Annotated in this window: 24 protein-coding genes and 1 other RNA gene; 12 read left to right on the top strand and 13 right to left on the bottom strand. The window is 64.3% G+C overall.

The features are described from left to right. Positions 1-9: 9 nt before the first annotated feature. From ACGYK4_RS01730 to ACGYK4_RS01710, 5 genes are all read right to left on the bottom strand, one after another. A complete protein-coding gene (locus ACGYK4_RS01730) occupies positions 10-972 on the bottom strand; it encodes a DUF2927 domain-containing protein (RefSeq protein WP_394454845.1) in 963 nt (320 codons plus the stop codon). 22 nt (positions 973-994) lie between these two features. Beyond that, a complete protein-coding gene (locus ACGYK4_RS01725) occupies positions 995-2,191 on the bottom strand; it encodes a toxic anion resistance protein (RefSeq protein ID WP_394454844.1) in 1,197 nt (398 codons plus the stop codon). Beyond that, positions 2,191-3,105 (bottom strand): 5-bromo-4-chloroindolyl phosphate hydrolysis family protein, encoded by a 915-nt coding sequence (locus ACGYK4_RS01720; protein ID WP_394454842.1) that lies wholly within the window; start codon positions 3,103-3,105, stop codon positions 2,191-2,193. Before ACGYK4_RS01720 ends, ACGYK4_RS01725 begins: the two co-directional genes overlap by 1 nt. A 3-nt stretch (positions 3,106-3,108) precedes the next feature. After that, the gene (locus tag ACGYK4_RS01715; RefSeq protein WP_271693214.1) at positions 3,109-3,339 is read right to left on the bottom strand and encodes a hypothetical protein; all 231 of its coding nucleotides are present in this window, start codon (positions 3,337-3,339) and stop codon (positions 3,109-3,111) included. A gap of 113 nt (positions 3,340-3,452) precedes the next feature. Continuing rightward, positions 3,453-4,547: a pseudouridine synthase gene (locus ACGYK4_RS01710; RefSeq protein WP_394454840.1), complete on the bottom strand. Its 1,095-nt coding sequence runs from the start codon at positions 4,545-4,547 to the stop codon at positions 3,453-3,455. Between the two features lie 62 nt (positions 4,548-4,609). Between ACGYK4_RS01710 and ACGYK4_RS01705 the strand changes: the two genes are divergently transcribed. After that, positions 4,610-5,065 (top strand): nucleoside deaminase, encoded by a 456-nt coding sequence (locus tag ACGYK4_RS01705; protein WP_067267564.1) that lies wholly within the window; start codon positions 4,610-4,612, stop codon positions 5,063-5,065. 170 nt (positions 5,066-5,235) lie between these two features. Here ACGYK4_RS01705 and rpmG read toward each other — a convergent pair whose 3' ends face one another. The 6 genes from rpmG to gatC form a co-directional block, all read right to left on the bottom strand. Next, positions 5,236-5,403 carry a 50S ribosomal protein L33 gene (gene rpmG / locus ACGYK4_RS01700; RefSeq protein WP_007119221.1) on the bottom strand — a complete coding sequence of 56 codons (168 nt, stop codon included), beginning with the start codon at positions 5,401-5,403 and terminating at the stop codon, positions 5,236-5,238. Between the two features lie 159 nt (positions 5,404-5,562). Further along, positions 5,563-6,043, bottom strand: an RNA gene (rnpB, locus tag ACGYK4_RS01695) — RNase P RNA component class A. Between the two features lie 11 nt (positions 6,044-6,054). Further along, positions 6,055-6,744 carry an N-acetylmuramoyl-L-alanine amidase gene (locus ACGYK4_RS01690; RefSeq protein WP_394454839.1) on the bottom strand — a complete coding sequence of 230 codons (690 nt, stop codon included), beginning with the start codon at positions 6,742-6,744 and terminating at the stop codon, positions 6,055-6,057. 3 nt (positions 6,745-6,747) lie between these two features. Then, positions 6,748-7,512 (bottom strand): hypothetical protein, encoded by a 765-nt coding sequence (locus tag ACGYK4_RS01685; protein WP_271687965.1) that lies wholly within the window; start codon positions 7,510-7,512, stop codon positions 6,748-6,750. 37 nt (positions 7,513-7,549) lie between these two features. Continuing rightward, positions 7,550-9,037: an Asp-tRNA(Asn)/Glu-tRNA(Gln) amidotransferase subunit GatA gene (gene gatA, locus ACGYK4_RS01680; RefSeq protein WP_394454837.1), complete on the bottom strand. Its 1,488-nt coding sequence runs from the start codon at positions 9,035-9,037 to the stop codon at positions 7,550-7,552. Continuing rightward, positions 9,037-9,324, bottom strand: coding sequence for an Asp-tRNA(Asn)/Glu-tRNA(Gln) amidotransferase subunit GatC (gatC, locus tag ACGYK4_RS01675; protein ID WP_209219074.1), 288 nt, complete (start codon positions 9,322-9,324; stop codon positions 9,037-9,039). Before gatC ends, gatA begins: the two co-directional genes overlap by 1 nt. A 327-nt stretch (positions 9,325-9,651) precedes the next feature. Here gatC and ACGYK4_RS01670 point away from each other — a divergent pair, with 327 nt between their 5' ends. The 3 genes from ACGYK4_RS01670 to ACGYK4_RS01660 all read left to right on the top strand — a co-directional run bounded on the left by ACGYK4_RS01670 (position 9,652) and on the right by ACGYK4_RS01660 (position 11,282). Then, positions 9,652-10,344 carry a metal-dependent hydrolase gene (locus ACGYK4_RS01670; RefSeq protein ID WP_394454835.1) on the top strand — a complete coding sequence of 231 codons (693 nt, stop codon included), beginning with the start codon at positions 9,652-9,654 and terminating at the stop codon, positions 10,342-10,344. Between the two features lie 73 nt (positions 10,345-10,417). Continuing rightward, positions 10,418-10,576, top strand: coding sequence for a hypothetical protein (locus tag ACGYK4_RS01665; protein WP_394409825.1), 159 nt, complete (start codon positions 10,418-10,420; stop codon positions 10,574-10,576). A 16-nt stretch (positions 10,577-10,592) separates the two neighbouring features. Beyond that, positions 10,593-11,282 (top strand): VIT family protein, encoded by a 690-nt coding sequence (locus tag ACGYK4_RS01660; protein ID WP_067267575.1) that lies wholly within the window; start codon positions 10,593-10,595, stop codon positions 11,280-11,282. A gap of 78 nt (positions 11,283-11,360) precedes the next feature. On the opposite strand, the gene ACGYK4_RS01655 is transcribed toward ACGYK4_RS01660, so the two are convergent. Further along, the gene (locus ACGYK4_RS01655; RefSeq protein WP_394454833.1) at positions 11,361-12,137 is read right to left on the bottom strand and encodes a Bax inhibitor-1 family protein; all 777 of its coding nucleotides are present in this window, start codon (positions 12,135-12,137) and stop codon (positions 11,361-11,363) included. A gap of 625 nt (positions 12,138-12,762) precedes the next feature. Between ACGYK4_RS01655 and ACGYK4_RS01650 the strand changes: the two genes are divergently transcribed. The 4 genes from ACGYK4_RS01650 (at position 12,763) to ACGYK4_RS01635 (ending at position 15,906) form a co-directional block, all read left to right on the top strand. Further along, a complete protein-coding gene (locus ACGYK4_RS01650) occupies positions 12,763-13,137 on the top strand; it encodes a helix-turn-helix domain-containing protein (protein WP_168612238.1) in 375 nt (124 codons plus the stop codon). 83 nt (positions 13,138-13,220) lie between these two features. Beyond that, a complete protein-coding gene (hisN, locus tag ACGYK4_RS01645; RefSeq protein ID WP_394454831.1) occupies positions 13,221-14,021 on the top strand; it encodes a histidinol-phosphatase in 801 nt (266 codons plus the stop codon). Between the two features lie 134 nt (positions 14,022-14,155). Continuing rightward, a complete protein-coding gene (locus ACGYK4_RS01640; RefSeq protein WP_394454830.1) occupies positions 14,156-15,490 on the top strand; it encodes an 8-oxoguanine deaminase in 1,335 nt (444 codons plus the stop codon). Then, complete coding sequence (locus tag ACGYK4_RS01635) at positions 15,487-15,906, top strand: CAP domain-containing protein (protein ID WP_394454828.1); 420 nt, start codon at positions 15,487-15,489, stop codon at positions 15,904-15,906. The genes ACGYK4_RS01640 and ACGYK4_RS01635 overlap by 4 nt, the downstream gene beginning before the upstream one ends. A 24-nt stretch (positions 15,907-15,930) precedes the next feature. Here ACGYK4_RS01635 and guaD read toward each other — a convergent pair whose 3' ends face one another. Next, on the bottom strand, positions 15,931-17,232 hold the full coding sequence (gene guaD, locus ACGYK4_RS01630; protein WP_394454826.1) for a guanine deaminase: 1,302 nt from the start codon (positions 17,230-17,232) through the stop codon (positions 15,931-15,933). Positions 17,233-17,354: 122 nt separating this feature from the next. Here guaD and mgtE point away from each other — a divergent pair, with 122 nt between their 5' ends. From mgtE to ACGYK4_RS01610, 4 genes are all read left to right on the top strand, one after another. After that, entirely contained in the window at positions 17,355-18,758 is a 1,404-nt protein-coding gene (mgtE, locus tag ACGYK4_RS01625; protein WP_067267584.1) for a magnesium transporter, read from the top strand. Beyond that, on the top strand, positions 18,755-19,342 hold the full coding sequence (locus ACGYK4_RS01620) for a 5-formyltetrahydrofolate cyclo-ligase (protein ID WP_394454825.1): 588 nt from the start codon (positions 18,755-18,757) through the stop codon (positions 19,340-19,342). The genes mgtE and ACGYK4_RS01620 overlap by 4 nt, the downstream gene beginning before the upstream one ends. A gap of 39 nt (positions 19,343-19,381) precedes the next feature. Then, positions 19,382-20,194, top strand: coding sequence for a TIGR00282 family metallophosphoesterase (locus tag ACGYK4_RS01615; protein WP_067267593.1), 813 nt, complete (start codon positions 19,382-19,384; stop codon positions 20,192-20,194). 94 nt (positions 20,195-20,288) lie between these two features. Then, positions 20,289-22,061 carry an SLC13 family permease gene (locus ACGYK4_RS01610; RefSeq protein ID WP_394454824.1) on the top strand — a complete coding sequence of 591 codons (1,773 nt, stop codon included), beginning with the start codon at positions 20,289-20,291 and terminating at the stop codon, positions 22,059-22,061.

The following is a 22,061-nucleotide window of genomic DNA, read 5'->3' as shown; positions in this document are numbered from 1 at the left end:
AATGCTGCGTTACACCGGGCCGTCCGTCAACTCGCGCGCGATGATCCGGGTGATCGGGTTGACCTGCTCTGCCGTCATGCCGGGGCGCAGGCGCCGGTCGTAGAGCATCTTGAGCAGAAGTTCGTCATGTTTGGTAAGCAGGGCGAATTCGTCGTCGTCATTGAAAATCGACGGTCGCGCGGCGGGGCTGTCATTGGCAAGGCCCAAGCCCTGCGCCAATTCCTCGTGAATGCAGGAAAGCCGCAGCAATTCGGGGTTTTCCGAGCGGATCACGGCCACGGCGGCGGTATAGACGTTGGGGTTGTCGCCCGCGGCATAGGCGGCCACGGCACAATAGGTGTCCCGGCGCATGTTGCGCATGGCCCGGAGCGAGGATTTGCTGACGCCCGCGACCTCTTCCGCCGTTTGAGCCAGCGCATCGACCCGGTCATCTTCCGAGGCCACGACCACCATGAAATTCGGCCTATCGCTGATAGAGACCGAATGCCCGGTCACCCGCGCCAAACGGCGGGCGAAGGCGTTGATCTTAGCGGTGTCGGATCGGCGCTGCGAGGGCGGCACGCTGTCGCCAAAGATGATCTGCATCCGCACCGGCGCATCCCAACGGCGCAGCGGACTGGCCCCGCCTTGGCCTGAGAAATTGCCGTCATATTCGTTATAAAGCGCGATCTGCTCGAAATTGCGCGCCAGCATTTCGCTGGTGAAGGGTGTGTCCACTCCGCCCCCGTCTTGGCGCAGTAGATCTTGGCCCAACTGCGCCTTTTCGACCTGATGCAGATAGCTGCGCAGCATGGCGCTTTTCTGCGAGGTCGGTTTTGCCACCGCCGCCGGGGAAGGGGTGGCGGCGGCAGGGCGGGCCTGCGGTTTGGCGACCTTTTGCAAGACGGGCGCAGGCTCGGCGCAGGCCAAGAGCAGCGTGCTCAGCGCCAGCGCCCCTGCGGCGCGCAGATTTCTGCGCAGACGTCCTTGCATGGCCTGTTCCCTCACGTCGGTTTTAGCTTGGCACCGCGCCGCCGGTGGTATCGCCCAACCCCGTTTCGCGGGCCTTGGCGGCGGCGAGCGTGTCGCGCAGGCGGCCTTCCATTTCCTGCAACTCCTTCTCGGCATTGGCGCGTTTCGCCTTGCCCTCATCCGCGATTTGCAGGGATTCCTCAATGGTGCCGATCAGGTCTTCATTGGCCTGTTTCACCGCCTCGATGTCGAAGACCCCGCGCTCCATCTCCTGACGGATCACCTTGTTGCTGTCGCGCAGGTTCTTGGCGTTGGAGGTCAGCAGTTCGTTGGTAAGGTCATTGGCCTCGCGCACCGCATTTGCCGCCTCGCCGCTGCGCTGGATGGTGACGGCCTGCGCCAGTTGCGTCTCCCACAGGGGCACGGTGTTGACCAAGGTCGAGTTGATCTTGGTCACAAGGCTCTTGTCATTCTCCTGCACCAGACGGATCGAGGGCAGCGACTGCATGGTGACCTGCCGCGTCAGTTTCAGGTCATGCACCCGACGCTCCAGATCATCACGCGCGGCACGCAGATCGCGCAGCTCCTGCGCGCGCATCACCTGATCGTCTTCGCCCGCCTTATCCAGCGCGGTCTGTTTGGCGGGGATGGTCTTGTGATCCAACTCTTCGATCTTGGCCTCCCCAGCAGAGATATAGAGTGCCAGTTCGTCGTAGAATTGCAGCGTCTTTTCATAGAGCAGGTCGAGAGATTTGATATCTTTCAACAGCGTATGCTCATGGGCCAGCAGGTTGTCGGTGATCCGGTCGATCTGGCCCTGCACCTCTTCGAAACGGGCGGTGAACTTGGCAAAGGGCGTGGCACGGCCCAGCAGTTTCTCCCACCAGCTTTGCTTGCGCCGCACGTCCAATTCCGAGACCGAGAAGCCGCGGATCGCGCTGACCATGGTGCGCAGGCTGTCGCCCGCAGGGCCGACATCCTTGTTGCGCACATCGGCCAGCATGGATTGGCTGATCTCTTGCAACTCGGCCTGCGCGGCAGAGCCGAAGCTGACGATGGACTGGGTATCGTTCACGTCGATCTCGGCCATGCGCTTTTGGATTTCCGCGCTCTGTTCGGGATCGGCTTTGTTCAGCGGCACGATGGCATTGGCATCCGCCGGTTCGGGCAAGACGGTTGCGTTTACTTCTTCCACCAACCCTTGCGATTGGGCAGCTTTGTCACGGAGGGCATCGGTCATCACTGATCTTCCTTAGTATTTGCAGGGGTGGGTTGTTCCAGTCGGACCCCCTCACGAGAGAGGCGCGCCCGCAGCACGTCGATTTCCACGTTCAGATCGCTGCGGTCGTCCAGCAGCGATTTGGCCGTGCGCGCGGCAAAGTTCTGATCCAGATCGTCCAGCAAGGCGAGGTAGTCATCGCGTGCTTGGGCGTCCTGGTTGCGGGCATAGAGGTCGGCGAATTTCACCGTCGCATCATGCGCGCCGCGTAGATAGACGACAAGGTATTTGCGCGCGGCGGTCAGGTCGCGGGGGTCTTCTTCGACCGTGCGGATCAAATGGCGGGCGGTTTCCTGAAACTCGGCCAGCCGCGCTTCGGCGCGGCGGTCGCCCGTGCGCTGAATCGCTTGGCTCATGCCCGACAGCAGTTTTTCGGCCTCATCCACCACGCGGGCGACGCGGTCTTGCTGGAAAGTGTCGATGCCTTCCATGCCCTTGTTCTGTAACGGATCAATGCCGAAGGCGGCGAGGTGCAGTGCCGTGGCGGCGATACCATAGAGCAGGGCTGCGGTAAGGCTCGGCTCATTGGCGTAGGCGGCGAGGGCAGCGCCTGCACCGGCCAAGAGGGCGGCCAGAATTTTGCGCGGCAAGACGGGGCGGCGGGCGACTTTGCGTTCGTTGTATTCGGCCTCGGCCAGCAGGCCGTCGCGCAGAAGCCAGACGCCTGACGCCAGCAAGAACGCGCCGCCGAGGCCAAGAACCAGCGTGCCCGCCCCGCCGATGAGCGAGGTTGCTGCGAGCAGGACCGGGGGCAGGAACATCAGGTTCACACGCCCGCCCGCTGGATCGACCCGCAGGCGCTGCGTCTTGCGCGAAGTGCGGCCGGGAGCGGCATCGGTGTCGGGGCTATATTTGCCGCCAAAGCGCTGCGCCATGGATCAAAGCCCCCCGAGAAAACCGCTGGTCAGCCCAAGCAGCAGCACCAGCAACGCCGCAAAGGCGATTTTCTGAAAGGTCGTTGGCGCCATCATGTTTCCCCTTTTGCTGCCCCAGATCGGGCGCAGCGCTGTGCCAGCACTGTCAGCCGCACGCCCCACGAGCGAGGCTGCGCCGAGGATGATAACCACGAGCGCGGCCAAGGCCACCAAAAACATCACTATTCGCGCCATATTGCCCTTTTCTGACAGCGGTTTCGCGCTGATCTTGCCTGCTGTTCTCTATTCAACGCACGCAGGTCGGCCGCGTTCCGGAAACGCGCAGGGGCAGCTCGGGGCAGGGCCGTTCAGCGGCGGGGTTTTGGCCCCCGGCCTGTGGGTTTTGGCCCCGGTTTGCCGTTCGGTCGCCCCGTGGGGCGTGCCCCCGGTTTGCCGCTTGCTTTGCCGCCTGCTTTGCCAGCCGTCTTGCCCATCGCGGCCTTGCCACGCGGTGCGTTCTTTGCCTTGCCGCCGCCACGGCGGGGCGGCGGTTCGTCGTCTTCGCCCCGTTGCACGGGCAGGCCCGGTTGGCCAGCGCCGCCGAAACCGCCGGGCTTGCGGCGCGGCGGGCGGCGCAGACCGGTGGGTTTCTTGGTGGCGGTGCCGCTGGGGTCTTCCAACTCGAGCCCCAGTTGATCGCGCACGACCTTGCGGCGCAGCTCTTCCACCTCGCCGATCTTCAATTCGCCCAGTTGGAATGGGCCGTAGGAGATGCGGATCAGCCGGTTCACGGTCAGGCCCACGGCCTCCATCGCGCGGCGAATCTCGCGGTTGCGGCCTTCGCGCAGGCCGACGGTCAGCCAGGCGTTGGCCCCCTGTTGGCGGTCGAGCGTCACGTCCATCGGCTGAAAATTCTCGCCCTCAACGGTGATGCCTTTGCGCAGCGGCTCCAGCATCTCATCGGTGGGGCGGCCATTCACCCGCGCGCGGTAGCGGCGCAGCCATCCGGTGCTGGGCAGTTCCAGCTTGCGCTTCACCCCGCCGTCATTGGTCAGCAGCAAGAGCCCTTCGGAGTTGAGGTCAAGCCGACCCACGGTCATCACGCGGGGCATATCCTCGGGCAGGGCGTCAAAGATCGTCTCGCGGCCCTTTTCATCGCGGGCGGTGGTCACCAGTCCGGCAGGCTTGTGATACAGCCACATGCGCGGCGGTTCGGGCGCGCCGACGGGGGTGTTGTCGACGGTGATCTTATCCTCTGGCGTGACGTTCAGCGCGGGCGAGGTGATCTGCTCCCCGTTCACGCGCACGCGGCCCGCTTCGATCATGCGCTCGGCCTCGCGGCGCGAGGCGATGCCCGCGCGCGACAGCACCTTGGCGATGCGGTCGCCGGTGGGGGTGCCTGCACTTGCATCGGTGTCAGAGTTTTGCGGGCCGGAGCCGGAGGGGGGCGTTTTTGCGTTCATGCACTGCGCTTACCCTGTTTCACGGGCTTGCGAAAGGGTGGCGTTTGCGGCCATGTGACGGAATGGAGTTTCGCTCGTATATGGGACAGGCCTTGGCCGAGGCCCGCGCCGCCGCCGCGCGCGGCGAAGTGCCGGTGGGGGCAGTCGTCGTCTCTCCGAAAGGGCAGATCGTTTCCGCCGCAGGCAATGAGACTCGCGCCCGCAATGACCCAACTGCCCATGCCGAGATGCTGGCCCTGCGCGCCGCCTGCGCCGCTGTTGGCTCGGAACGGCTGATCGGTCACGCGCTTTACGTCACGCTGGAACCCTGCGCCATGTGCGCCGGTGCCATCGCCGCCGCCCGGGTGGAGCGGCTTTACTACGGCGCGGCGGACCCCAAATCAGGCGGCGTGGCGCAGGGCGCGCGGGTATTCTCGCATCCCCAATGTCACCATGTGCCAGAGGTCTTCGACGGGATCGCGGCGGGAGAGGCGGAAGAGATGCTCGTGAGGTTTTTCCGCGAGAAGAGAGACCGCTAGCCGGGCAGCGCCGGACCGGGGATGACATTCAGGCGTCTCAACGATTATCCGGACGCCCCGCGTCCGGATCGCGCCCGACCCGCCCCCAGGGCGGGCGCGATCCAGCCCTACACAATGCAAAAGGCCACGCGAAACCGCGTGGCCCTTTGAAACCTAAAAGTCAGGCGATCTTACTTGATCTTGCCTTCCTTGTATTCGACGTGCTTGCGCGCAACGGGGTCGTACTTCTTGATGACCATCTTTTCGGTCATGGTGCGTGCGTTTTTCTTGGTCACGTAGAAATGGCCTGTGCCCGCGGACGAGTTCAGGCGGATCTTGATCGTGGTTGGCTTCGCCATGTGTCTTCTCCTGCTGCAGCGCCGCGCAGGCCTGCGTGAATTCTGAATTTCGGGTTCTAGTCAGACCCGCGCCCGAGTCAACCGCTATTTGCCCGCCCGGTGCCGAAAGACGCCGGTTTCGTCGAAAAACCTGCCTTTCAGCCTCGAAAGAGCAGAAATATGCGCGGAAGGCCTATAAGCCGGATTTTGTACCTGTCCGAAAACAGGCGATGACCATTCCTCTGACCGCACCGTTGCCGATGCGGCTATAGCTGCCAACCCGGACCTGCTGGGGCAGAAGAGCCCCGCCTTTGACCCGAGGATCATCGGCGCGCGGTCCCTATTTGGCATTGCTCCCGGTGGGGCTTGCCATGCCGGGGCTGTTGCCAGCCCCGCGGTGGGCTCTTACCCCACCGTTTCACCCTTACCCTTCGGCTGATCCGGCAAGGCCGGACCGAAGGGCGGTTTCATTTCTGTGGCGCTTTCCGTCGGGTTGCCCCGCCCGGGCGTTACCCGGCACCGTTTCTTCTTGGAGTCCGGACTTTCCTCTACGTCGCTTTTGCCCCGCAAAAGCGGCGCCGCTCTCGTCACACATGCGTGTGACAAGAGCGGACGTCGGTCATGCGACGCGAGTCGACGCAGCGGCCATCCAGCCTTCCGCGCAGCCCCGCCCTAGACGCCGCCGCGCGGCGCGTCAATGGGGGCGGGCAGGGCGGCGAGGTCTGCGGGGCTGAGAGGGCCGCGCCCCCATGGCCTGAAACGCAACCGCACGGTGTCTAGCAGCGTGTCATCGTCGCAGGGCGCAGTGAAGCCTGCGGCCTGCGCAGCGGCGCGGAAAGTTTCTGTGGTTACCCTGTCAGGAAGGGGGCCATCGCCCGCAGGCAGCGCCAGCCCGCGCCCTGCGAGCCGGGCCCAATCGAATCGGGGGCCGGGGTCGATCTTGCGGCCCGGTGCCATGCAGGAATGGCCGATCACCCCTTCGGGCGGGATGCCGTGGCGGGCCATGATGCCGGGCAGGAGGGTTTCGAGCGCCCGCATCTGTGGCTCGGAAAACGGGTGATCGCCGCGGTTGTCCAACTCAATCCCGATTGAGCGTGAGTTGATGTCGTCCTGCCCGGCCCATTCGCCCGCGCCAGCATGCCACGCGCGCAGGTCTTCCTCGACCATCTGAATGACCTCTCCGCGCCCTGAAATCAGGTAATGGGCCGAGACTTCGGCAGAGGGGTCGCACAGCCGATCCAGCGCTGCTTGGGCGCTGGTCATGGCGGTGTAGTGCAATACGATCAGCCGGGGGCGCAGCCCACCGCGCCGCGGGCCGCAATTGGGTGAGGGATGCGCCGTCACATCAGGCGCGGCAGGCATCTGTCAGCCCTGTGCAGCCCGGCGGAAGGGGGTGGGGTCCCAGTCGCAGGCGAAACCATCGCCATCGGGGTCCATGCCAAGGCGGTCTTTCTCGGGGCCGCCGGCCTCAAGGAAGGCGATCTGTGCTTGGTCGGCGTGGCCGTATTGCGCACAGGCGCGTTCGAACTTGCGGGCCTTGTTGAAACCGATGCGGCTATAAATCTGCTGACCGACCGACTGATTGGTTTGCAGCGCATAGGCAACGATATTCGGGCCGACATTGCGGCGCTCGGGCAGGGCCTCGGGTTGGACGACCTCATATTGCGCGCGGTTGGCGGCCACGCGGGCGGCGTCGTCTTGAATGCTGCGCTGGCCCGACACGGCGTCAAAGTTGTTCTCGTTCGAGATGCCCACGGCGTTGACCGCGGCGGGGGGCGGGTTCGACGGGCTGGCGTTCACCGGGGCCACGCCCGAGTTGGTGGCCGCGTCATTGCCCAGACCGTTGCTGGCCCCGCCCGGACGGGTGGCGGCGAGAACGCGGGCGGTTTCCGCCGCCGTCGCTTCGGGAGAGCCGTCATCCAAAGGCTGGGCGGTCACCTCCGAGGCGGCGGGCATGTAGCTGCCGTCGCCCGCCAGCGCGGCATCGCGCGCGCGCTGCTCGGCCTCGAAACTGCCGTCGCCAAAGCCGACACCGCGCCCGGTGTTGATGTTCCCGGAATCGGGGATCGCCGGTTGGCAGGCTGCCAAAAGACCGCCTGCCGTCATCGCTAGAAGTGTCCGTGTGATCATCTGACCCGCTCTCGCTTCTTGTTCACCGCTCTGCGGCTTACCACCATTTCTCAGGCTTGGCCACAAAACCGGCGGCCTTCTCCAGCGCATAGGCGGAGGACAGCAGGTCGGCCTCTTCCCACGGGCGCCCGATCAGTTGCAGACCCAGCGGCAGACCCGTGCTGCTTTGCCCCGTAGGCAGCGCCACACCGGGCAGACCGGCGAGGTTCACCGTTACGGTGAAGACGTCGTTGAGATACATCGCCACCGGATCGGCATCCTTCATCTCGCCCAGACCGAAGGCGGCGGAGGGGGTCGCCGGGGTCAGGATGCTGTCGATGCCTTGGGCGAAGACGTCTTCGAAGTCCTTCTTGATCAACGTGCGGACCTTGCGGGCGCGGTTGTAATAGGCGTCGTAGAAACCGGCAGAGAGCACATAGGTGCCGACCATCACCCGGCGCTGGACCTCATGGCCGAAGCCCTCGGCGCGGGTTTTTTCGTACATCTCGGTGATGCCGTCGCCGTGGTCGAGCTTGGCGCGGTGGCCAAAGCGCACACCGTCATAGCGCGCGAGGTTCGACGAGGCCTCGGCGGGCGCGATGACGTAATAGGCGGGCAGGGCATATTTCGTGTGCGGCAGCGAGATGTCGACGATCTCGGCGCCCGCGTCCTTCATCATGGCGATGCCGTCTTGCCAGAGCTTCTCGATTTCCTCGGGCATGCCATCCATGCGATATTCGCGCGGAATGCCGATCTTCTTGCCGCGAATGTCACCGGTGAGCGCCGCCTCGAAGTCCGGCACGGCCAGATCGGCGCTGGTGCTGTCCTTGGCGTCATGGCCGCACATGGCCTCCAACATGATGGCCGCGTCGCGTACCGTCTTGGTCATCGGCCCAGCTTGGTCGAGCGAGGAGGCGAAGGCCACGATGCCCCAGCGGGAGCAGCGGCCATAGGTCGGCTTGATCCCCACGGTGCCGGTGAAGGCGGCGGGCTGGCGGATTGAGCCGCCGGTGTCGGTGCCGGTGGCCGCAAGGCAGAGGTCGGCTGCCACGGCGGCAGCAGAGCCGCCGGAGGAGCCGCCGGGTGTCAGTTCCGCCGTGTCACCTTCGCGACGCCACGGGTTCACCGCGTTGCCGTAGACGGACGTTTCGTTCGACGAGCCCATGGCGAACTCGTCCATGTTGAGCTTGCCCAGCATCACCGCGCCGCTGTCGCGCAGCTTTTGGCTCACGGTGCTTTCATACTCGGGTAGAAAGCCTTCGAGGATGCGGCTGCCCGCTTGGCTCGGCACGCCCTTGGTGCAAAAGAGATCCTTGATGCCGATGGGTAGGCCGCACATCGCGGGGGCGTCGCCCTGTGTGATGCGGGCGTCGGCCTCGGCGGCCTGTTCCATCGCGATCTCTGGCGTGCGGTGCACGAAGGCGTTCAGCGCGCCTGCGCCGTCGATGGCTTGGATGCAGGCCTCGGTCAGGTCTTTCGAGGTGGTCTCACCCTTGCGCAGGGCATCGCGGGCCTCGGCCAGGCTCAGTTTGTTCAGATCGGTCATTATTCCACCACCTTCGGCACGGCAAAGAACCCTTCACGGGCATCGGGGGCATTGGCCAGCACGCGGTCCTGCTGGTCGCCATCGGTGACCACGTCTTCGCGCCGTTTCAGGCGCTGCGGGGTCACGGAGGTCATCGGCTCGACGCCGTCGACATCCACCTCGGACAGCTGTTCGATAAAGCCGAGGATGGTGTTGAACTCTTCCGCCAGCGCCGGCAGCGCGTCGGGTTCAACCTTGATCCGGGCCAGTTTCGCCACGCGTGCGGCGGTGTTTTCGTCGATCGACATGAACATCTCCATCTCTTTGAGGCTCCTCTACCGTTTGGGGGCGGGCCTCGCAAGGGTTTGAGAGGTTCGGAACGGAGCCGGGCGGCGCCAGACCGGGGGATGGTGCTTGCTCCGAGGCAGTCGGGCAATTCATGGCTACGGCGGTATCCGGTGATGTCCTGATGGCGTCCGGGTTGCGCAAGCGCCAGCCCGTCGGGCCGCTCTGTCGCTGCCCGGTGGGCATGCGCCCTTGATTCCAGGCTGGGGTGGCATGTTCGGGTGTTACTTGATTCCGCGCAGCATAGGGTCAAATCTGATGTTAGACCCACCGCAATCAGGAGGACCCCCATGAACATCATCTGGCTCGGCCACGGCTCATTCCGCATCGAGATCGAAGACCAAGTGCTGCTGATCGACCCTTGGCTCAAAGACAACCCCATGCTGGACGACGCGCACCATGCCGATGCAATCAAAGGCGCCACGCGGATCCTCGTGACCCATGGCCATTTCGACCACACGGCAGATATCGCTGACATCGCCAGCCGCACCAATGCCCCGGTCGCGGGGATGGTCGAGCTGATGGGCTGGCTGGAAAGCAAAGGCGTGCAGCAGACCAGGGGCTTTAACAAAGGCGGGACGATCCGCGCAGGCGAGGTGGCGATCACCATGGTCCCGGCCTCGCATTCATCATCGGTCGATGGCGAGAACGGCCCGATCTACACCGGGATGGAGACCGGCTTTATGATCTCGGGCGAGGGGCATACGATCTACCATTCCGGTGATACGTCGATCATGGCGGATATGGATTGGATGGGCGACTATCACAAACCCGATATCGGCATTCTCTCGGCGGGCGGGCATTTCACGATGGACATGGCGCAGGCCGCCTATGCCGCCAAACGCTATTTCGATTTCAAGACGGTCATCCCCTGCCACTACCGCACCTTCGACGCGTTGGAGCAATCGGCGCAGACGCTGATCGACGGGCTTCCGGGCGTCGATGTGGTTGAGCCGCAGGTCATGCAGCCGATCACCGTCTGATCCTCCTCCGCCCCGACGCCTTGCGCGGCGGGGCGGAACGGGGGATACCTGAAGGAACTGCCGGGGGAATGCCATGTTTGCCAAATCGACTGCCGTGATCTTGCTGCTGACACTGGGGGCCTGCGCACCGTTGAGCCGGGCGGAGCCCACAGGCAGTGTCGGCTTTACCGGGGTGGGCGGTGACAAGCCGGTCATCTTCCCGGCGCATCTGTTGGTGTATCAGCCGCAGTAGACGCAAGGCGGGTCAGATGCCCAAAGAAGGCCACTTCATAAACCGCAGCAACTGGCTGCGCGCCGCCGTTTTGGGGGCCAACGATGGTATCGTCTCTTCGGCCAGCCTGCTGGTCGGGGTGAGCGCGGCGGGCATGACGCAGGGCAATGTCCTGCTGACGGGGCTTGCGGGGCTAACCGCCGGGGCGCTGTCGATGGCGGCGGGGGAATATGTCTCGGTCTCGGCGCAGGCGGATGTGGAGAAGGCCGATCTGGAGCGCGAGCGCGTCGCCCTGATCGAAGACCCGGACTATGAACTCAGCGAACTGGCCGAAGGGCTGGAGAACCGGGGCGTGCAAAGCGACCTCGCCCTAGAGGTCGCCACCCAGATGACCGACCATGACGCCCTCGGCGCCCATGCGCGCGAAGAGTTGGGCATGTTCGGCCTCGCCGGTCAGGCCGATCCGTTACAGGCGGCGGGCGCTTCGGCGCTGGCCTTTGCCTTGGGGGGCGGGCTGCCGCTGTTTGCGGCGGTTCTGGCGCCTGCGGGGCTGCGCGGCGTGACCATTGCCTTGGTGGCGCTGTTGGCGCTGATACTGCTCGGCGCGGGCGGCGCGCAGCTGGGCGGTGCGCCAAAGCGGCCCGCCATCGGGCGCGTCGTGGTTTGGGGCGGTCTGGCGATGGCTGTGACGGCCGGGGTCGGGCATCTGTTCGGCGCGATTGGGTGAGCGCATTGGCCTAAGGCGGTGCCAAAGAAAAAGGCCGGCCCTTTCGGAGCCGGCCTTTCGCATCGGATGGCAGAGCGATTACTCGCGGTTGCCGAAGAGCGACAGCAACATCATGAACATGTTGATGAAGTCCAGATAGAGGCTCAGCGCGCCCATGATCGCGGCCTTGCCCAGCCACTCGGTGTCGCCGTGATGGGCGTGGGCCAGATACTCGTTTTTGATCTTCTGGGTGTCATAGGCGGTCAGACCCGCGAAGATCAGAACACCGATCGCCGAGATCGCGAACATCAGCGCCGAGGAGGCGAGGAAGATGTTGACGATCGACGCGACGACCAGACCGATCACACCCATGATCAGGAAGCTGCCCCAGCCGGAGATGTCCTTCTTGGTGGTGTAGCCCCAGAGCGACAGGCCCGCGAAGGCGATGGAGGTGATCAGGAAGACCTGCGCGATGGAATAGCCGGTGAACACCAAGAAGATCGAGCTGATCGAGATGCCCATAACGGCGGCGAAGGCGTAGAATACGACCTGCGCCGTGGCGGCGGACATGCGGTTGATCATGGCGCCAAAGCCGAAAACAAAGGCAAGAGGCGCAAACATCACGACCCATTTCAGCGGCGAGGCGTAGAGCGCATAACCCAATTGCGTCAGGTATTTATCTTGACTGAGCTGCGCCACGGCGGCGGAGGGGTCGGAAGTGACCGACAGGCCCGAGATGGCCCAGGCCGCGGCGAAGGTGATGAGCATGCCGATGGACATGGTGCCATACACCTTGTTCATATGAGCGCGCAGACCCTCGTCGATCGCGGGAACGCGCGACCCGGCAGCAGAGCGAATTGAATTGACGTCAGCCATTTAGTGACTCCCATTGGCAAAGTTGCGTGTCGAAACCCGGCCGACACGTTCTTGGGTCTGAATATCGGGCCTGAGGGGGCGAATTTCAAGTGTCTTGCGGGCTGATAACACGGCAATAATCGCGGGTTTTACGGGTGGGGATGTTCGGGGCATGCGCGGGGCGTCGGCTTGCCCTGCGCGCGCCTTGGACGGGACTGCCGCGACCGGTCGATCGGCGGAAAAGCACCGATGCGTTTCAAGCGACACGCGCGCGGGCGGCAGCCATTCCCACCGTCCCAAACACGGAAACATGGCATTTGACGCATTCCGACGGGAACCGATTGATATTCTTCGCGTTCATCCATTGGTTGCCGAGCGGGAAACCGACAGGCCCAAGGAAACTTGGGGATTTCACACCCGCCGGTCGCAGAGAGAGAGGGGCAGTGCACCGCCTGAGGTTGCAGTCGATACAGGGCAGATTTTTACCATCCCGTGAAAATTCTTGGCCGAATTCAACGCAACCGCTATGATAGGAGGTAGAACTTTCGCGCAACCCCTGCGGTATCGTGCGAGGCGACGGCACACTTCGTCCTTGTTTGGAACTGAGATTGGCACGGTCGCATGTGCCCTATAAGGATTAGAGAATATGGTGCATGTGGTAGATGTACATGTAGGCAAACGTATCCGGCAGCGCCGCTGGCTGACGGGGATGACCCAGCAGAAACTGGCGGAACTGGTTGGGATCAAATTCCAGCAGATACAGAAATACGAAACCGGCGCGAACCGCGTCAGCGCATCTCGGCTGTGGGATATCGCCGATGCGCTCGGGGTGCCGGTGTCTTTCTTCTTTGAGGGTCTGAAAGACGAAGAGGTCGCGGAGGGGGCGCCGATGGACGGGCTGCCCGCCGATCTGATGGCCGATAAGGAAGCGATGGAACTGGTGCGCTCTTACTACGCCATCCCCGAGAACCAGCGCCGCCGGTTGTTTGAACTGGCACGCGTCTTGAGTGACGTGGCCTGAGCCTCCCCCTTATCCGCTGCAAGGCTCGGCTCTAACGCACTGACAGGCTTGCGCAAAGGGGCGCAAACTGTCAGGTCTTCGCCATGATGAACGCCATTGACTTCGATCCCGATATTCGCCGCGTTGCCCATCTGATGGCGGATGCGGCGCGGCAGGTGATCCTGCCCTATTTCCGCAGGCTTGATTTGCAGGCCGACAACAAGCTCGGCACGGGTTTCGATCCGGTGACAGAGGCCGACCGCGCCGCCGAACGGGCGATGCGCGATATCTTGGCGGCGGAGCGGCCCGCGGATGGTATTCTGGGTGAGGAATATGGCGCGCAGCCCGGCACATCGGGGCTGACTTGGGTGCTCGACCCCATCGACGGGACGCGCGGCTTTCTCAGCGGTACACCGACTTGGGGCGTGCTGATCGCGGTCTCCGACGCCTCGGGGCCGTTCTATGGCATCATTGACCAGCCCTATATCGGGGAGCGGTTCGAGGGGGCGCCGGATGGCGCGCTGTTGACCGGGCCCCACGGCAGCCACCCTTTGCAGACCCGCGCGGCGCGGGATTTGCGGCAGTCCATCGTTTTCACCACATTCCCCGAGGTCGGCAGCAGTGAGGAGGGCAGCGCCTTTCGCGCCGTCGCCTCGCAGGCGTTGCTGACCCGCTATGGCATGGATTGTTATGCCTATGCGCTGGTCGCGACGGGGCAGGTCGATCTGGTGATCGAGGCGGGGCTGAACGCCTATGACATTCAAGCGCCCATTGCGGTGATCCAAGCCGCCGGGGGCATCGTCACCGATTGGCAGGGCAACCCGGTGCATGAAGGGGGCAGGGCGCTGGCCGCGGCCAACCGCGACATCCACGCCCAAGCGCTTGCGATCCTTTCCGTCTATTGATCCAATTGTCGGGAAAGCCCGGATTGACCGGCCCCGGCGGGATGGGATAAATCCCGCAGAAGGTCGGTTCTCTCGCCCGTTTTCCACCGATCACACACGCTTTGCATGAGACGGGCATAGCGAAAGTGTGACCTATGGCAGAGACCCTCATCCGCGGCGCGGATTACCTTATCACGATGGACGACACCCGGCGGGAGCTTGCGGGCGCGGACCTGCTGCTGCGCGACGGCGTGATTGCCGAGATCGGGCAGGGCCTTCGGACAGAGGGTGAGATTGTTGAGGCGAAGGGCTGTGTCGTGACGCCGGGCCTCGTGAACACCCACCACCATCTCTACCAAAGCATGACCCGCGCCGTGCCGGGGGCGCAGGATGCGCTGCTCTTTGGCTGGCTGCAACGGCTCTACCCGATCTGGGCGCGCATGGGGCCGGAGCATATGTTCGTCTCGGCCCAGATCGGGCTGGCGGAACTGGCGCTTTCGGGCTGTAGCCTGAGTTCGGACCACCTTTATCTCTACCCCAACGGCGTGCGGCTGGAGGATACGATCCACGCCGCCGCCGAACTTGGGCTGCGCTTCCACCCCACCCGCGGCTCGATGAGTATCGGCGAAAGCGATGGCGGCCTGCCGCCCGATGCACTGGTGGAGCGTGAAGCGGCCATTTTGGAAGACTGCATCCGCGTGGTCGACGCCTTTCACGACCCCGCCGAAGGGGCGATGTGCCGCGTCGGATTGGCACCCTGTTCGCCCTTTTCGGTCAGCCGCGAATTGATGCGCGACACGGCGCTGCTGGCGCGCGACAAGGGCGTGATGCTGCACACCCATTTGGCCGAGAATGCCGAGGATGTCGCCTATTCGCAGGAGAAATTTGGCTGCCGCCCGGGGGAATATGCCGAAAGCCTCGGCTGGCTCGGCGACGACGTTTGGCACGCCCACTGCGTGCAGTTGGATGGGGCCGAGATCGACCTTTTCGCCCGGTCCCGCACGGGGGTTGCGCATTGTCCCTGCTCGAACTGTCGCCTCGGCTCGGGCATCGCGCCGGTGCGGGCGATGCTGGACGCGGGCGTGCCGCTGGGGCTGGGCGTCGATGGCTCGGCCAGCAACGACAGCGGCAATCTGGCTGCCGAGGCGCGGCAAGCGATGCTGTTGCAGCGCGTGGCGCGCGGCGCAGATGCGATGAGCCCGCGCGCGGCGCTGGAACTGGCCACACGCGGCGGGGCGGATGTGTTGGGGCGGCCCGACTGCGGGCGGCTGATGCCCGGCAAACGCGCCGATGTGGCGATCTGGGATGTCTCGGGCGTGCAGAGCGCGGGCAGTTGGGATCCGGCTGCGCTGCTTCTTGCCGGTCCGACAGCGGTGCGCGACCTTTTCGTTGAAGGCCGTCAGGTGGTGCGCGATGGTCAGATCACCACCATCGACTTGGCCGCTCAGGTGGCGCGGCAAAACGATTTGGCGAAAGGCTTGGCTGAATGAAGCCGGTTCTATTTTCGATACTGATATTGGCCGGGTTGCCCGCTTTTGCCGATCCGATGGGGTTGGAGCGGGTGAATGCCCTGCGGGATGTGCAGGGCCTCAAACCGTTGCATTATGACAGCCGCTTGGAACAGGCGGCGGAAAACCACGCCCGCGATATGGCCACACATGACTACTTCAGCCACCAAGGCCGCGATGGCACCGATGTTGGCCGCCGCGCGGCGGTGGCGGGCTATGAATGGTGTTTCGTGGCCGAGAATATCGCCAAGGGGCAGAAGTCGCTCGATGAGGTCATGACCGGCTGGACCAACTCGCCGGGGCATTACCGCAACATGGTCGACGCCCGGGCCGAGGAGATGGGGCTGGTCCGTGCTGATGACGCGGTCTGGGTCATGGTGCTGGGCGCGCCCTGCTGATCCCAGCCATAGGCGCAAGGCGCGTTACGCCGTGCCGCCCCGCCGTGCGCCCGCCACCCAAACATCCGCAATCGCGCGGTCATCGCCCATCATGATCGTGGCGAAAAGGCTTTCCCAAATGTCCTTGGCCGCGGCGTGGCGCTGCGCGATGGCGGGGGTGGAGTCGAGCGACAGCACGGTGATGTCGGCCTCCATCCCTTCGGCCAGTGAACCCACATGATCTTGCAAATGCAGGCTGCGGGCCGAGCCCGCGGTCGCCAGCCAAATGAGCTGTGCCGCATGCAGCGGCGTGCCGCGCAACTGGCCGACCTCATAGGCCGCTGCCATGGTGCGCAGCATCGAAAAGGACGAGCCGCCGCCGGTATCCGTCGCCAGCGCCAGCGGGATGCCCCGCGCAGCAAGGCCGGTCATGTCGAACAGCCCCGAGCCGATGAAGGTGTTTGAGGTCGGGCAATGCACCAGCGCACCGCCGACCTCCGCCAGCCGGTCGATCTCGCGCGGTTCCAGATGGATCGCATGGCCGTAGAGGCCGCGTTCGCCCAGCAGGCCATGGGCCTCATAGGTATCAAGGTAATCGCGCGCCTCTGGGAACAGGTCTCGGACCCATTCGATCTCATCCGTCTGCTCGCTGAGATGGGTCTGCATCAGGCAGGTTGGGTGCTCTGCCCAAAGCGCGCCGAGGGCGGAAAGCTGCTCGGGCGTGGAGGTGGGCGAGAAACGCGGCGTGATCGCATAGCTGGCGCGGCCCTTGCCATGCCAGCGCTCGATCAGCGCTTTGCTGTCGTCATAGGCCGATTGCACCGTGTCGCGCAGCCCTTCGGGCGCGTTGCGGTCCATGCAGGTCTTGCCCGCGACGATCCGCTGGCCGCGTTCTTCCGCCGCCTGAAACAGCGCATCGGCGCTATGGGGGTGGATGGTGCAATAAGACGCGACCGTGGTGGTGCCATGGGACAGCGTCAGGTCCAGATAGCGCGCGGCAATCTCGCCCGCATAGGCGGGATCCGACAGGCGCATCTCTTCGGGGAAAGTATAGGTGTTCAGCCAGTCGATCAGCCGCTTGCCCCATGAGGCGATGATCGCGGTCTGCGGGTAGTGCACATGGGCATCGACAAAGCCCGGGCAAATCAGCGCATCGGCGTAGCGTGTCACCTCGGCCTGCGGATGCGCGGCGCGCAGCGCGTCCCCCTTGCCGACGGCGGCGATCCGGCCGTTTTCGATCAGCACACCGCCTTGGGTGTCGATCTTCACGGCATCCTCCCAAGCGCTTTGCATCGGGTTGCCGGAATAGGTGAGCGTCGCGCCCAAAAGGAGTCGTTGATTTGTCATGCCAGTGGTTTAGGTGAGGGCGGGACGGGGAACAATACCGAAGCGTCGCAGGTGCCGTTGTACCGGCTTGGGCGCTCGCATACTATCGTTCTCAACAAAGGCGCAGAGACGGAGAGCAGCGGATGTCAGAGCAGATTGAAGAGCTGGATCCGGCGGCCTCCCCGGAAGAGCGTGCCGAGGCCTATGTGCTTGACCGGAAAGCCGTGGCCGCGATCCTTGAGACGGTAGAGGCCAATGATCAGGCGCATCTGACCCAACTCATGGAGCCGCTACACGCGGCAGATATCGCCGACCTTCTCGAGCAGATCGACGAAGACGACCGCGCTGCGCTGATCCGGCTTTACGGGCAGGAATTCGACGGGGAAATCCTGTCGGAACTCGACGAGTCGGTCCGCGAGGAAGTCATCAGCATCCTGACGCCGCAGGTTCTGACCCAAGCGGTGCGCGAGCTGGACAGCGACGATGTGGTCGACCTGATCGAAGATCTGGAAGACGCGCAGCAGGAAACCATTCTCGACGCGCTGGAAGAGACCGACCGCGTCGCGGTGGAACAGGCGCTGAACTGGCCCGAATATTCCGCCGGTCGTCTGATGCAGCGCGAGGTTGTCATGGCGCCAGAGCATTGGACGGTGGGCCAAGCCATCGACCATCTGCGCGCCACCAAGGAAGAAGACCTGCCGGATCAGTTTTATCACATCGTCATGGTCGACCCGCGCCTGCACCCGGTGGGCAATGTGACCTTAGGCAAGCTCATGCGCTCGCGCCGCGAGACGCGTCTGGCGGATATTCTGGAAGAGACCTTTCAGATCATCCCCGCCATGCGCGATGAGGGCGATGTGGCCTATGCCTTCAACCAGTACCACCTGATCTCGGCCCCCGTGGTCGATGAAGAGGGGCGGCTCATCGGGGTCATCACCATTGACGACGCCATGGCCGTTCTCGACGAAGAGCATGAGGAAGACATCCTGCGTCTGGCGGGCGTGGGCGAGGGGTCGCTCTCTGACCGGGTGACGGAGACGACGAAGCAACGCCTGCCGTGGCTGGCGGTGAACCTCGTCACCGCGATTGCGGCCTCCGTGGTGATCTCGCAATTCGAGGCGGCGATTGCGCAGATCGTGGCGCTGGCCGTGTTGATGCCGATCGTGGCCTCCATGGGCGGCAACGCGGGCACGCAGAGCTTGACGGTGGCGGTGCGCGCCATCGCGACCAAAGACCTCACCGGCTCCAACGTTTGGCGGGTGATCCGGCGCGAGGTCTTGGTGGGGCTGGTCAACGGGCTGATATTCGCGGTGATCATGGGGATCGTCGGCGTGCTTTGGTTCGGCTCGCCGGGGCTGGGCTATGTCATCGCCACGGCGATGGTGATCAACCTCGTGGTGGCGGGGCTTGCGGGCACCGGCATCCCGATCTTGCTGGAGCGGTTCGGGGTGGACCCGGCGCTCGCCTCGGGCGCGTTTGTGACGACGGTGACGGATGTGGTGGGCTTTTTCGCCTTCCTCGGCCTTGCCGCCTTGGTGCTGTTGTGAGCGATTGCGCCGCCCGGAAGGCCGAGGCGCGCAAGGCGGCATTCGCCCGCCGTAAGCCCTTGTTCGAACAGGCGAATGCAGCGCAGGCAGGCTATCTTTCCGAGGTTTTGGCGGGCTACCGCGGCGTGCCGCTGTCGGGTTTCATGCCGATCCGAACGGAGATTGATCCACGCCCTGCCATGGCCGAGGCATGCGCCCATGGTCCCGTCGGCGTGCCGGTGATCGAAAAGCCGAACCACCCGCTGTCTTTTGCCCGTTGGACGCCCGAGACTGCGATGGTGCCGGGCACCTTTGGCGCGATGATCCCCGCTGAGCCCGATTTCTTCGAGCCCGAGATCGTGATCGTGCCGCTTCTGGCCTTCAACCGCGCAGGCGGGCGGCTGGGCTATGGCGGCGGGTTCTATGACCGTACGCTGGCGATGCTGCGCGCGCGGCGGGCCACGCTGGCCCTCGGCTTTGCTTTCGCGGGGCAGGAGTGGGATGACATTCCGCTGGAAGACACCGACGCGCCGCTCGATCTGATCGTGACCGAGGCCGGGGTGATCGAGGTGACGCCGGGCCAGCCTCCGTCCCGAGCGGAATAAGGGTTGCCGCCAAGCCGCGCGCGTCCTAGTCCATGGGGCATGAAGATTTTGTTTCTTGGCGATGTGATGGGCCGGGCCGGACGGCGGGCGATCACCGAAAATCTGGCGCGGCTGCGGCGCGACTGGAAGCTCGATTTCATTGTGGTCAACGGCGAGAATGCGACCGGCGGCATGGGGCTTTCGGGCGCACATGCCAAGACGCTGCTCGATGCCGGGGCCGATTGTCTGACCCTTGGCGATCACGCTTTCGACCAGAAAGACATGCTCAGCTTTATCGAGCAGGAGCCGCGGGTAATCCGACCGCTGAACTTCTCCAAATCCGCGCCGGGCAAGGGGGCTAAACTCTTCACGGCGCAGAACGGAAAGAAGGTTCTAGTCACCCAAGCGCTTGGGCAGGTCTTTATGAAACGGCCCTTCGATGACCCTTTCTCGGCGCTGGAGCCGGTGCTGAAAACCCATCCGTTGGGCGGCATGGCGCAGGCGATCATCGTCGACATGCACTGCGAAGCCACGAGTGAGAAGATGGCCATGGGCCATTGGTGCGACGGGCGTGCGAGCCTTGTGGTCGGCACCCATACCCATGTGCCCACGGCGGATGCGATGATCCTGCCGGGCGGGACGGGCTACCTGAGCGATGCTGGCATGTGTGGCGATTATCATTCGGTGATCGGCATGGACAAGGCCGAGCCGCTGCGCCGTTTCATCACCGGCATGCCGCGCGAACGTTTCACCCCCGCCAACGGCGAGGCGACCCTGTCGGGCGTCTATATCGAAACCGATGACCGCACGGGTCGGGCCACGCGGATCGTCCCGGTGCGTGAGGGCGGTGCCCTTCAGGCCAGCGCCCCTTAAGATCGGCAAGGCGCGGCCCGTGCGTCGCGCTTGCACCGGGGGCTGCAATCGGCGTAACTGGACAACGGCCTTTTGCCCGAATGACAGGTTCTTGATGGAATTTTTCAGCTTCTCTCCGATGGAGACGGCGGTGCTCACCCTCGTGGTCGTCGGCATGATGTTCGTGCTTTTCCTGCGCGAAGCTTTCCCCACCGAAGTGGTCGCCATCGCCGGGGCGGCCTTGCTGCTGGCGCTGGGCGTGCTGCCCTATGACGACGCGCTTGAGGTGCTTTCAAACCCCGCGCCATGGACCATCGCGGCGATGTTCATCATCATGGGGGCCTTGGTCCGCACCGGGGCGCTGGATGTCTTGACGCGACTGGCCGAACGTTCGGCCAAGACGCATCCCAAAACGGCGGTGGCGGGGGTGATCCTGTCGGTCATGGCGGCCAGTGCGATCATGAACAACACCCCCGTGGTGGTAGTGATGATCCCGGTGGTGGTGCAACTGACCCGCACGCTGAACACCAAGGCCTCCAAGCTGTTGATACCGCTCAGCTATGCCGCGATCATGGGTGGCTCCTTAACGCTGATCGGCACCTCCACCAACCTCTTGGTCGATGGTGTGGCGCGGTCGCAGGGCATGGCCCCGTTCGGTATTTTCGAGATCCTGCCCGTGGGCCTCGTGGTCTGTGCTTGGGGCCTGCTTTACATGCTGCTCTTCGCTGACCGGCTGCTGCCCGCGCGCGACAGCATGGCGAATATGCTCTCTGACCGCTCCAAGATGAAATTCTTTACCGAGGCGGTGATCCCGCCCGAAAGCAACCTGATTGGCCGCGAAGTGCTGGACGTGCAGCTTTTCAAACGCGAGGGCGTGCGGCTGATCGACGTGGTGCGGGGCGACGACTCACTGCGCCGCAACCTTAAGGGGGTCGCGCTTCAGGTCGGCGACCGTGTCGTGCTGCGCACCCAGATGACCGAGCTTCTCAGTCTGCAAAACAACAAGGAACTGCGCCGGGTCGACCAGCTGTCGGCGGTGGAGACCACGACCGTCGAAGTGCTGATCACCCCCGGTTGCCGGATGGTGGGGCGCAGCTTGGGCTCGATGCGGTTGCGGCGGCGCTATGGGGTCTATCCGCTGGCGGTGCATCGGCGGAACCAGAACATCGGCCAGCAGCTTGACCAATTGATCGTGAAGGTCGGCGATACGCTGCTGCTGGAAGGGGCTGCCGAAGACATCCAGCGGGTGGCGAGCGAGATGAACCTTGTCGATGTGACCCAACCTTCGGCCCGGGCGTTCCGCCGGGGGCATGCGCCGATCGCCATTGTCGCCCTCGTGGGGATCGTGGCGCTGGCGGCCTTCAACGTGGCGCCAATCCTCCTGCTGGCCGTGATCGCCGTGGCCGTGGTGCTGGTGACGGGCTGTATCGACGCGGAGGAGGCTTTCTCTTTCGTCGAGGGGCGTCTGCTGGCGCTGATCTTTGCCATGTTGGCTGTTGGCGCGGCCTTACAGAATTCCGGCGCGATCACGCTGATCGTCGACAATATCGCGCCGGGGTTGGCGCAATTGCCGCCGTTTTTCATCATCTGGGCGGTGTTCCTGCTGACCACCATCCTGACCGAGATCGTCAGCAACAATGCTGTCGCGGTGATTATGACGCCCATCGCCATCAGCCTCAGCACCGCGCTTGGCATGGACCCGCGCCCGTTGGTGGTGGCGGTGATGATCGCGGCCTCCTGCGCCTTTGCCACGCCCATTGGCTATCAGACCAACACGCTGGTTTATGGGCCGGGGGGCTATCGCTTCACCGATTTCATGCGCATCGGGATCCCGCTGAACCTGAGCATGTCGGTGCTGGTCAGCGCGGTGATCCCGCTCATCTGGTAG

The sequence above is a fragment of the Sulfitobacter sp. 1A13368 genome (genome assembly GCF_043557275.1).
Lineage (GTDB): Bacteria > Pseudomonadota > Alphaproteobacteria > Rhodobacterales > Rhodobacteraceae > Sulfitobacter > Sulfitobacter faviae.
This window is presented reverse-complemented; position numbering and strand designations above follow the sequence as displayed.

Excerpts from the sequence above, each read along its gene's own strand:
- ACGYK4_RS01610 (WP_394454824.1), top strand. The coding sequence starts at position 20,289 with ATGGAATTTTTCAGCTTCTCTCCGATGGAGACGGCGGTGCTCACCCTC.
- ACGYK4_RS01650 (WP_168612238.1), top strand. The coding sequence starts at position 12,763 with ATGGTGCATGTGGTAGATGTACATGTAGGCAAACGTATCCGGCAGCGC.
- ACGYK4_RS01725 (WP_394454844.1), bottom strand. The coding sequence starts at position 2,191 with ATGACCGATGCCCTCCGTGACAAAGCTGCCCAATCGCAAGGGTTGGTG.
- ACGYK4_RS01665 (WP_394409825.1), top strand. The coding sequence starts at position 10,418 with ATGTTTGCCAAATCGACTGCCGTGATCTTGCTGCTGACACTGGGGGCC.
- ACGYK4_RS01635 (WP_394454828.1), top strand. The coding sequence starts at position 15,487 with ATGAAGCCGGTTCTATTTTCGATACTGATATTGGCCGGGTTGCCCGCT.
- hisN (WP_394454831.1), top strand. The coding sequence starts at position 13,221 with ATGATGAACGCCATTGACTTCGATCCCGATATTCGCCGCGTTGCCCAT.
- ACGYK4_RS01685 (WP_271687965.1), bottom strand. The coding sequence starts at position 7,512 with ATGATCACACGGACACTTCTAGCGATGACGGCAGGCGGTCTTTTGGCA.
- ACGYK4_RS01640 (WP_394454830.1), top strand. The coding sequence starts at position 14,156 with ATGGCAGAGACCCTCATCCGCGGCGCGGATTACCTTATCACGATGGAC.
- ACGYK4_RS01715 (WP_271693214.1), bottom strand. The coding sequence starts at position 3,339 with ATGGCGCGAATAGTGATGTTTTTGGTGGCCTTGGCCGCGCTCGTGGTT.
- ACGYK4_RS01730 (WP_394454845.1), bottom strand. The coding sequence starts at position 972 with ATGCAAGGACGTCTGCGCAGAAATCTGCGCGCCGCAGGGGCGCTGGCG.
- gatC (WP_209219074.1), bottom strand. The coding sequence starts at position 9,324 with ATGTCGATCGACGAAAACACCGCCGCACGCGTGGCGAAACTGGCCCGG.
- ACGYK4_RS01655 (WP_394454833.1), bottom strand. The coding sequence starts at position 12,137 with ATGGCTGACGTCAATTCAATTCGCTCTGCTGCCGGGTCGCGCGTTCCC.
- ACGYK4_RS01690 (WP_394454839.1), bottom strand. The coding sequence starts at position 6,744 with ATGCCTGCCGCGCCTGATGTGACGGCGCATCCCTCACCCAATTGCGGC.
- ACGYK4_RS01720 (WP_394454842.1), bottom strand. The coding sequence starts at position 3,105 with ATGGCGCAGCGCTTTGGCGGCAAATATAGCCCCGACACCGATGCCGCT.
- rpmG (WP_007119221.1), bottom strand. The coding sequence starts at position 5,403 with ATGGCGAAGCCAACCACGATCAAGATCCGCCTGAACTCGTCCGCGGGC.
- ACGYK4_RS01670 (WP_394454835.1), top strand. The coding sequence starts at position 9,652 with ATGAACATCATCTGGCTCGGCCACGGCTCATTCCGCATCGAGATCGAA.
- ACGYK4_RS01705 (WP_067267564.1), top strand. The coding sequence starts at position 4,610 with ATGGAGTTTCGCTCGTATATGGGACAGGCCTTGGCCGAGGCCCGCGCC.
- ACGYK4_RS01660 (WP_067267575.1), top strand. The coding sequence starts at position 10,593 with ATGCCCAAAGAAGGCCACTTCATAAACCGCAGCAACTGGCTGCGCGCC.
- guaD (WP_394454826.1), bottom strand. The coding sequence starts at position 17,232 with ATGACAAATCAACGACTCCTTTTGGGCGCGACGCTCACCTATTCCGGC.
- ACGYK4_RS01615 (WP_067267593.1), top strand. The coding sequence starts at position 19,382 with ATGAAGATTTTGTTTCTTGGCGATGTGATGGGCCGGGCCGGACGGCGG.
- gatA (WP_394454837.1), bottom strand. The coding sequence starts at position 9,037 with ATGACCGATCTGAACAAACTGAGCCTGGCCGAGGCCCGCGATGCCCTG.
- mgtE (WP_067267584.1), top strand. The coding sequence starts at position 17,355 with ATGTCAGAGCAGATTGAAGAGCTGGATCCGGCGGCCTCCCCGGAAGAG.
- ACGYK4_RS01710 (WP_394454840.1), bottom strand. The coding sequence starts at position 4,547 with ATGAACGCAAAAACGCCCCCCTCCGGCTCCGGCCCGCAAAACTCTGAC.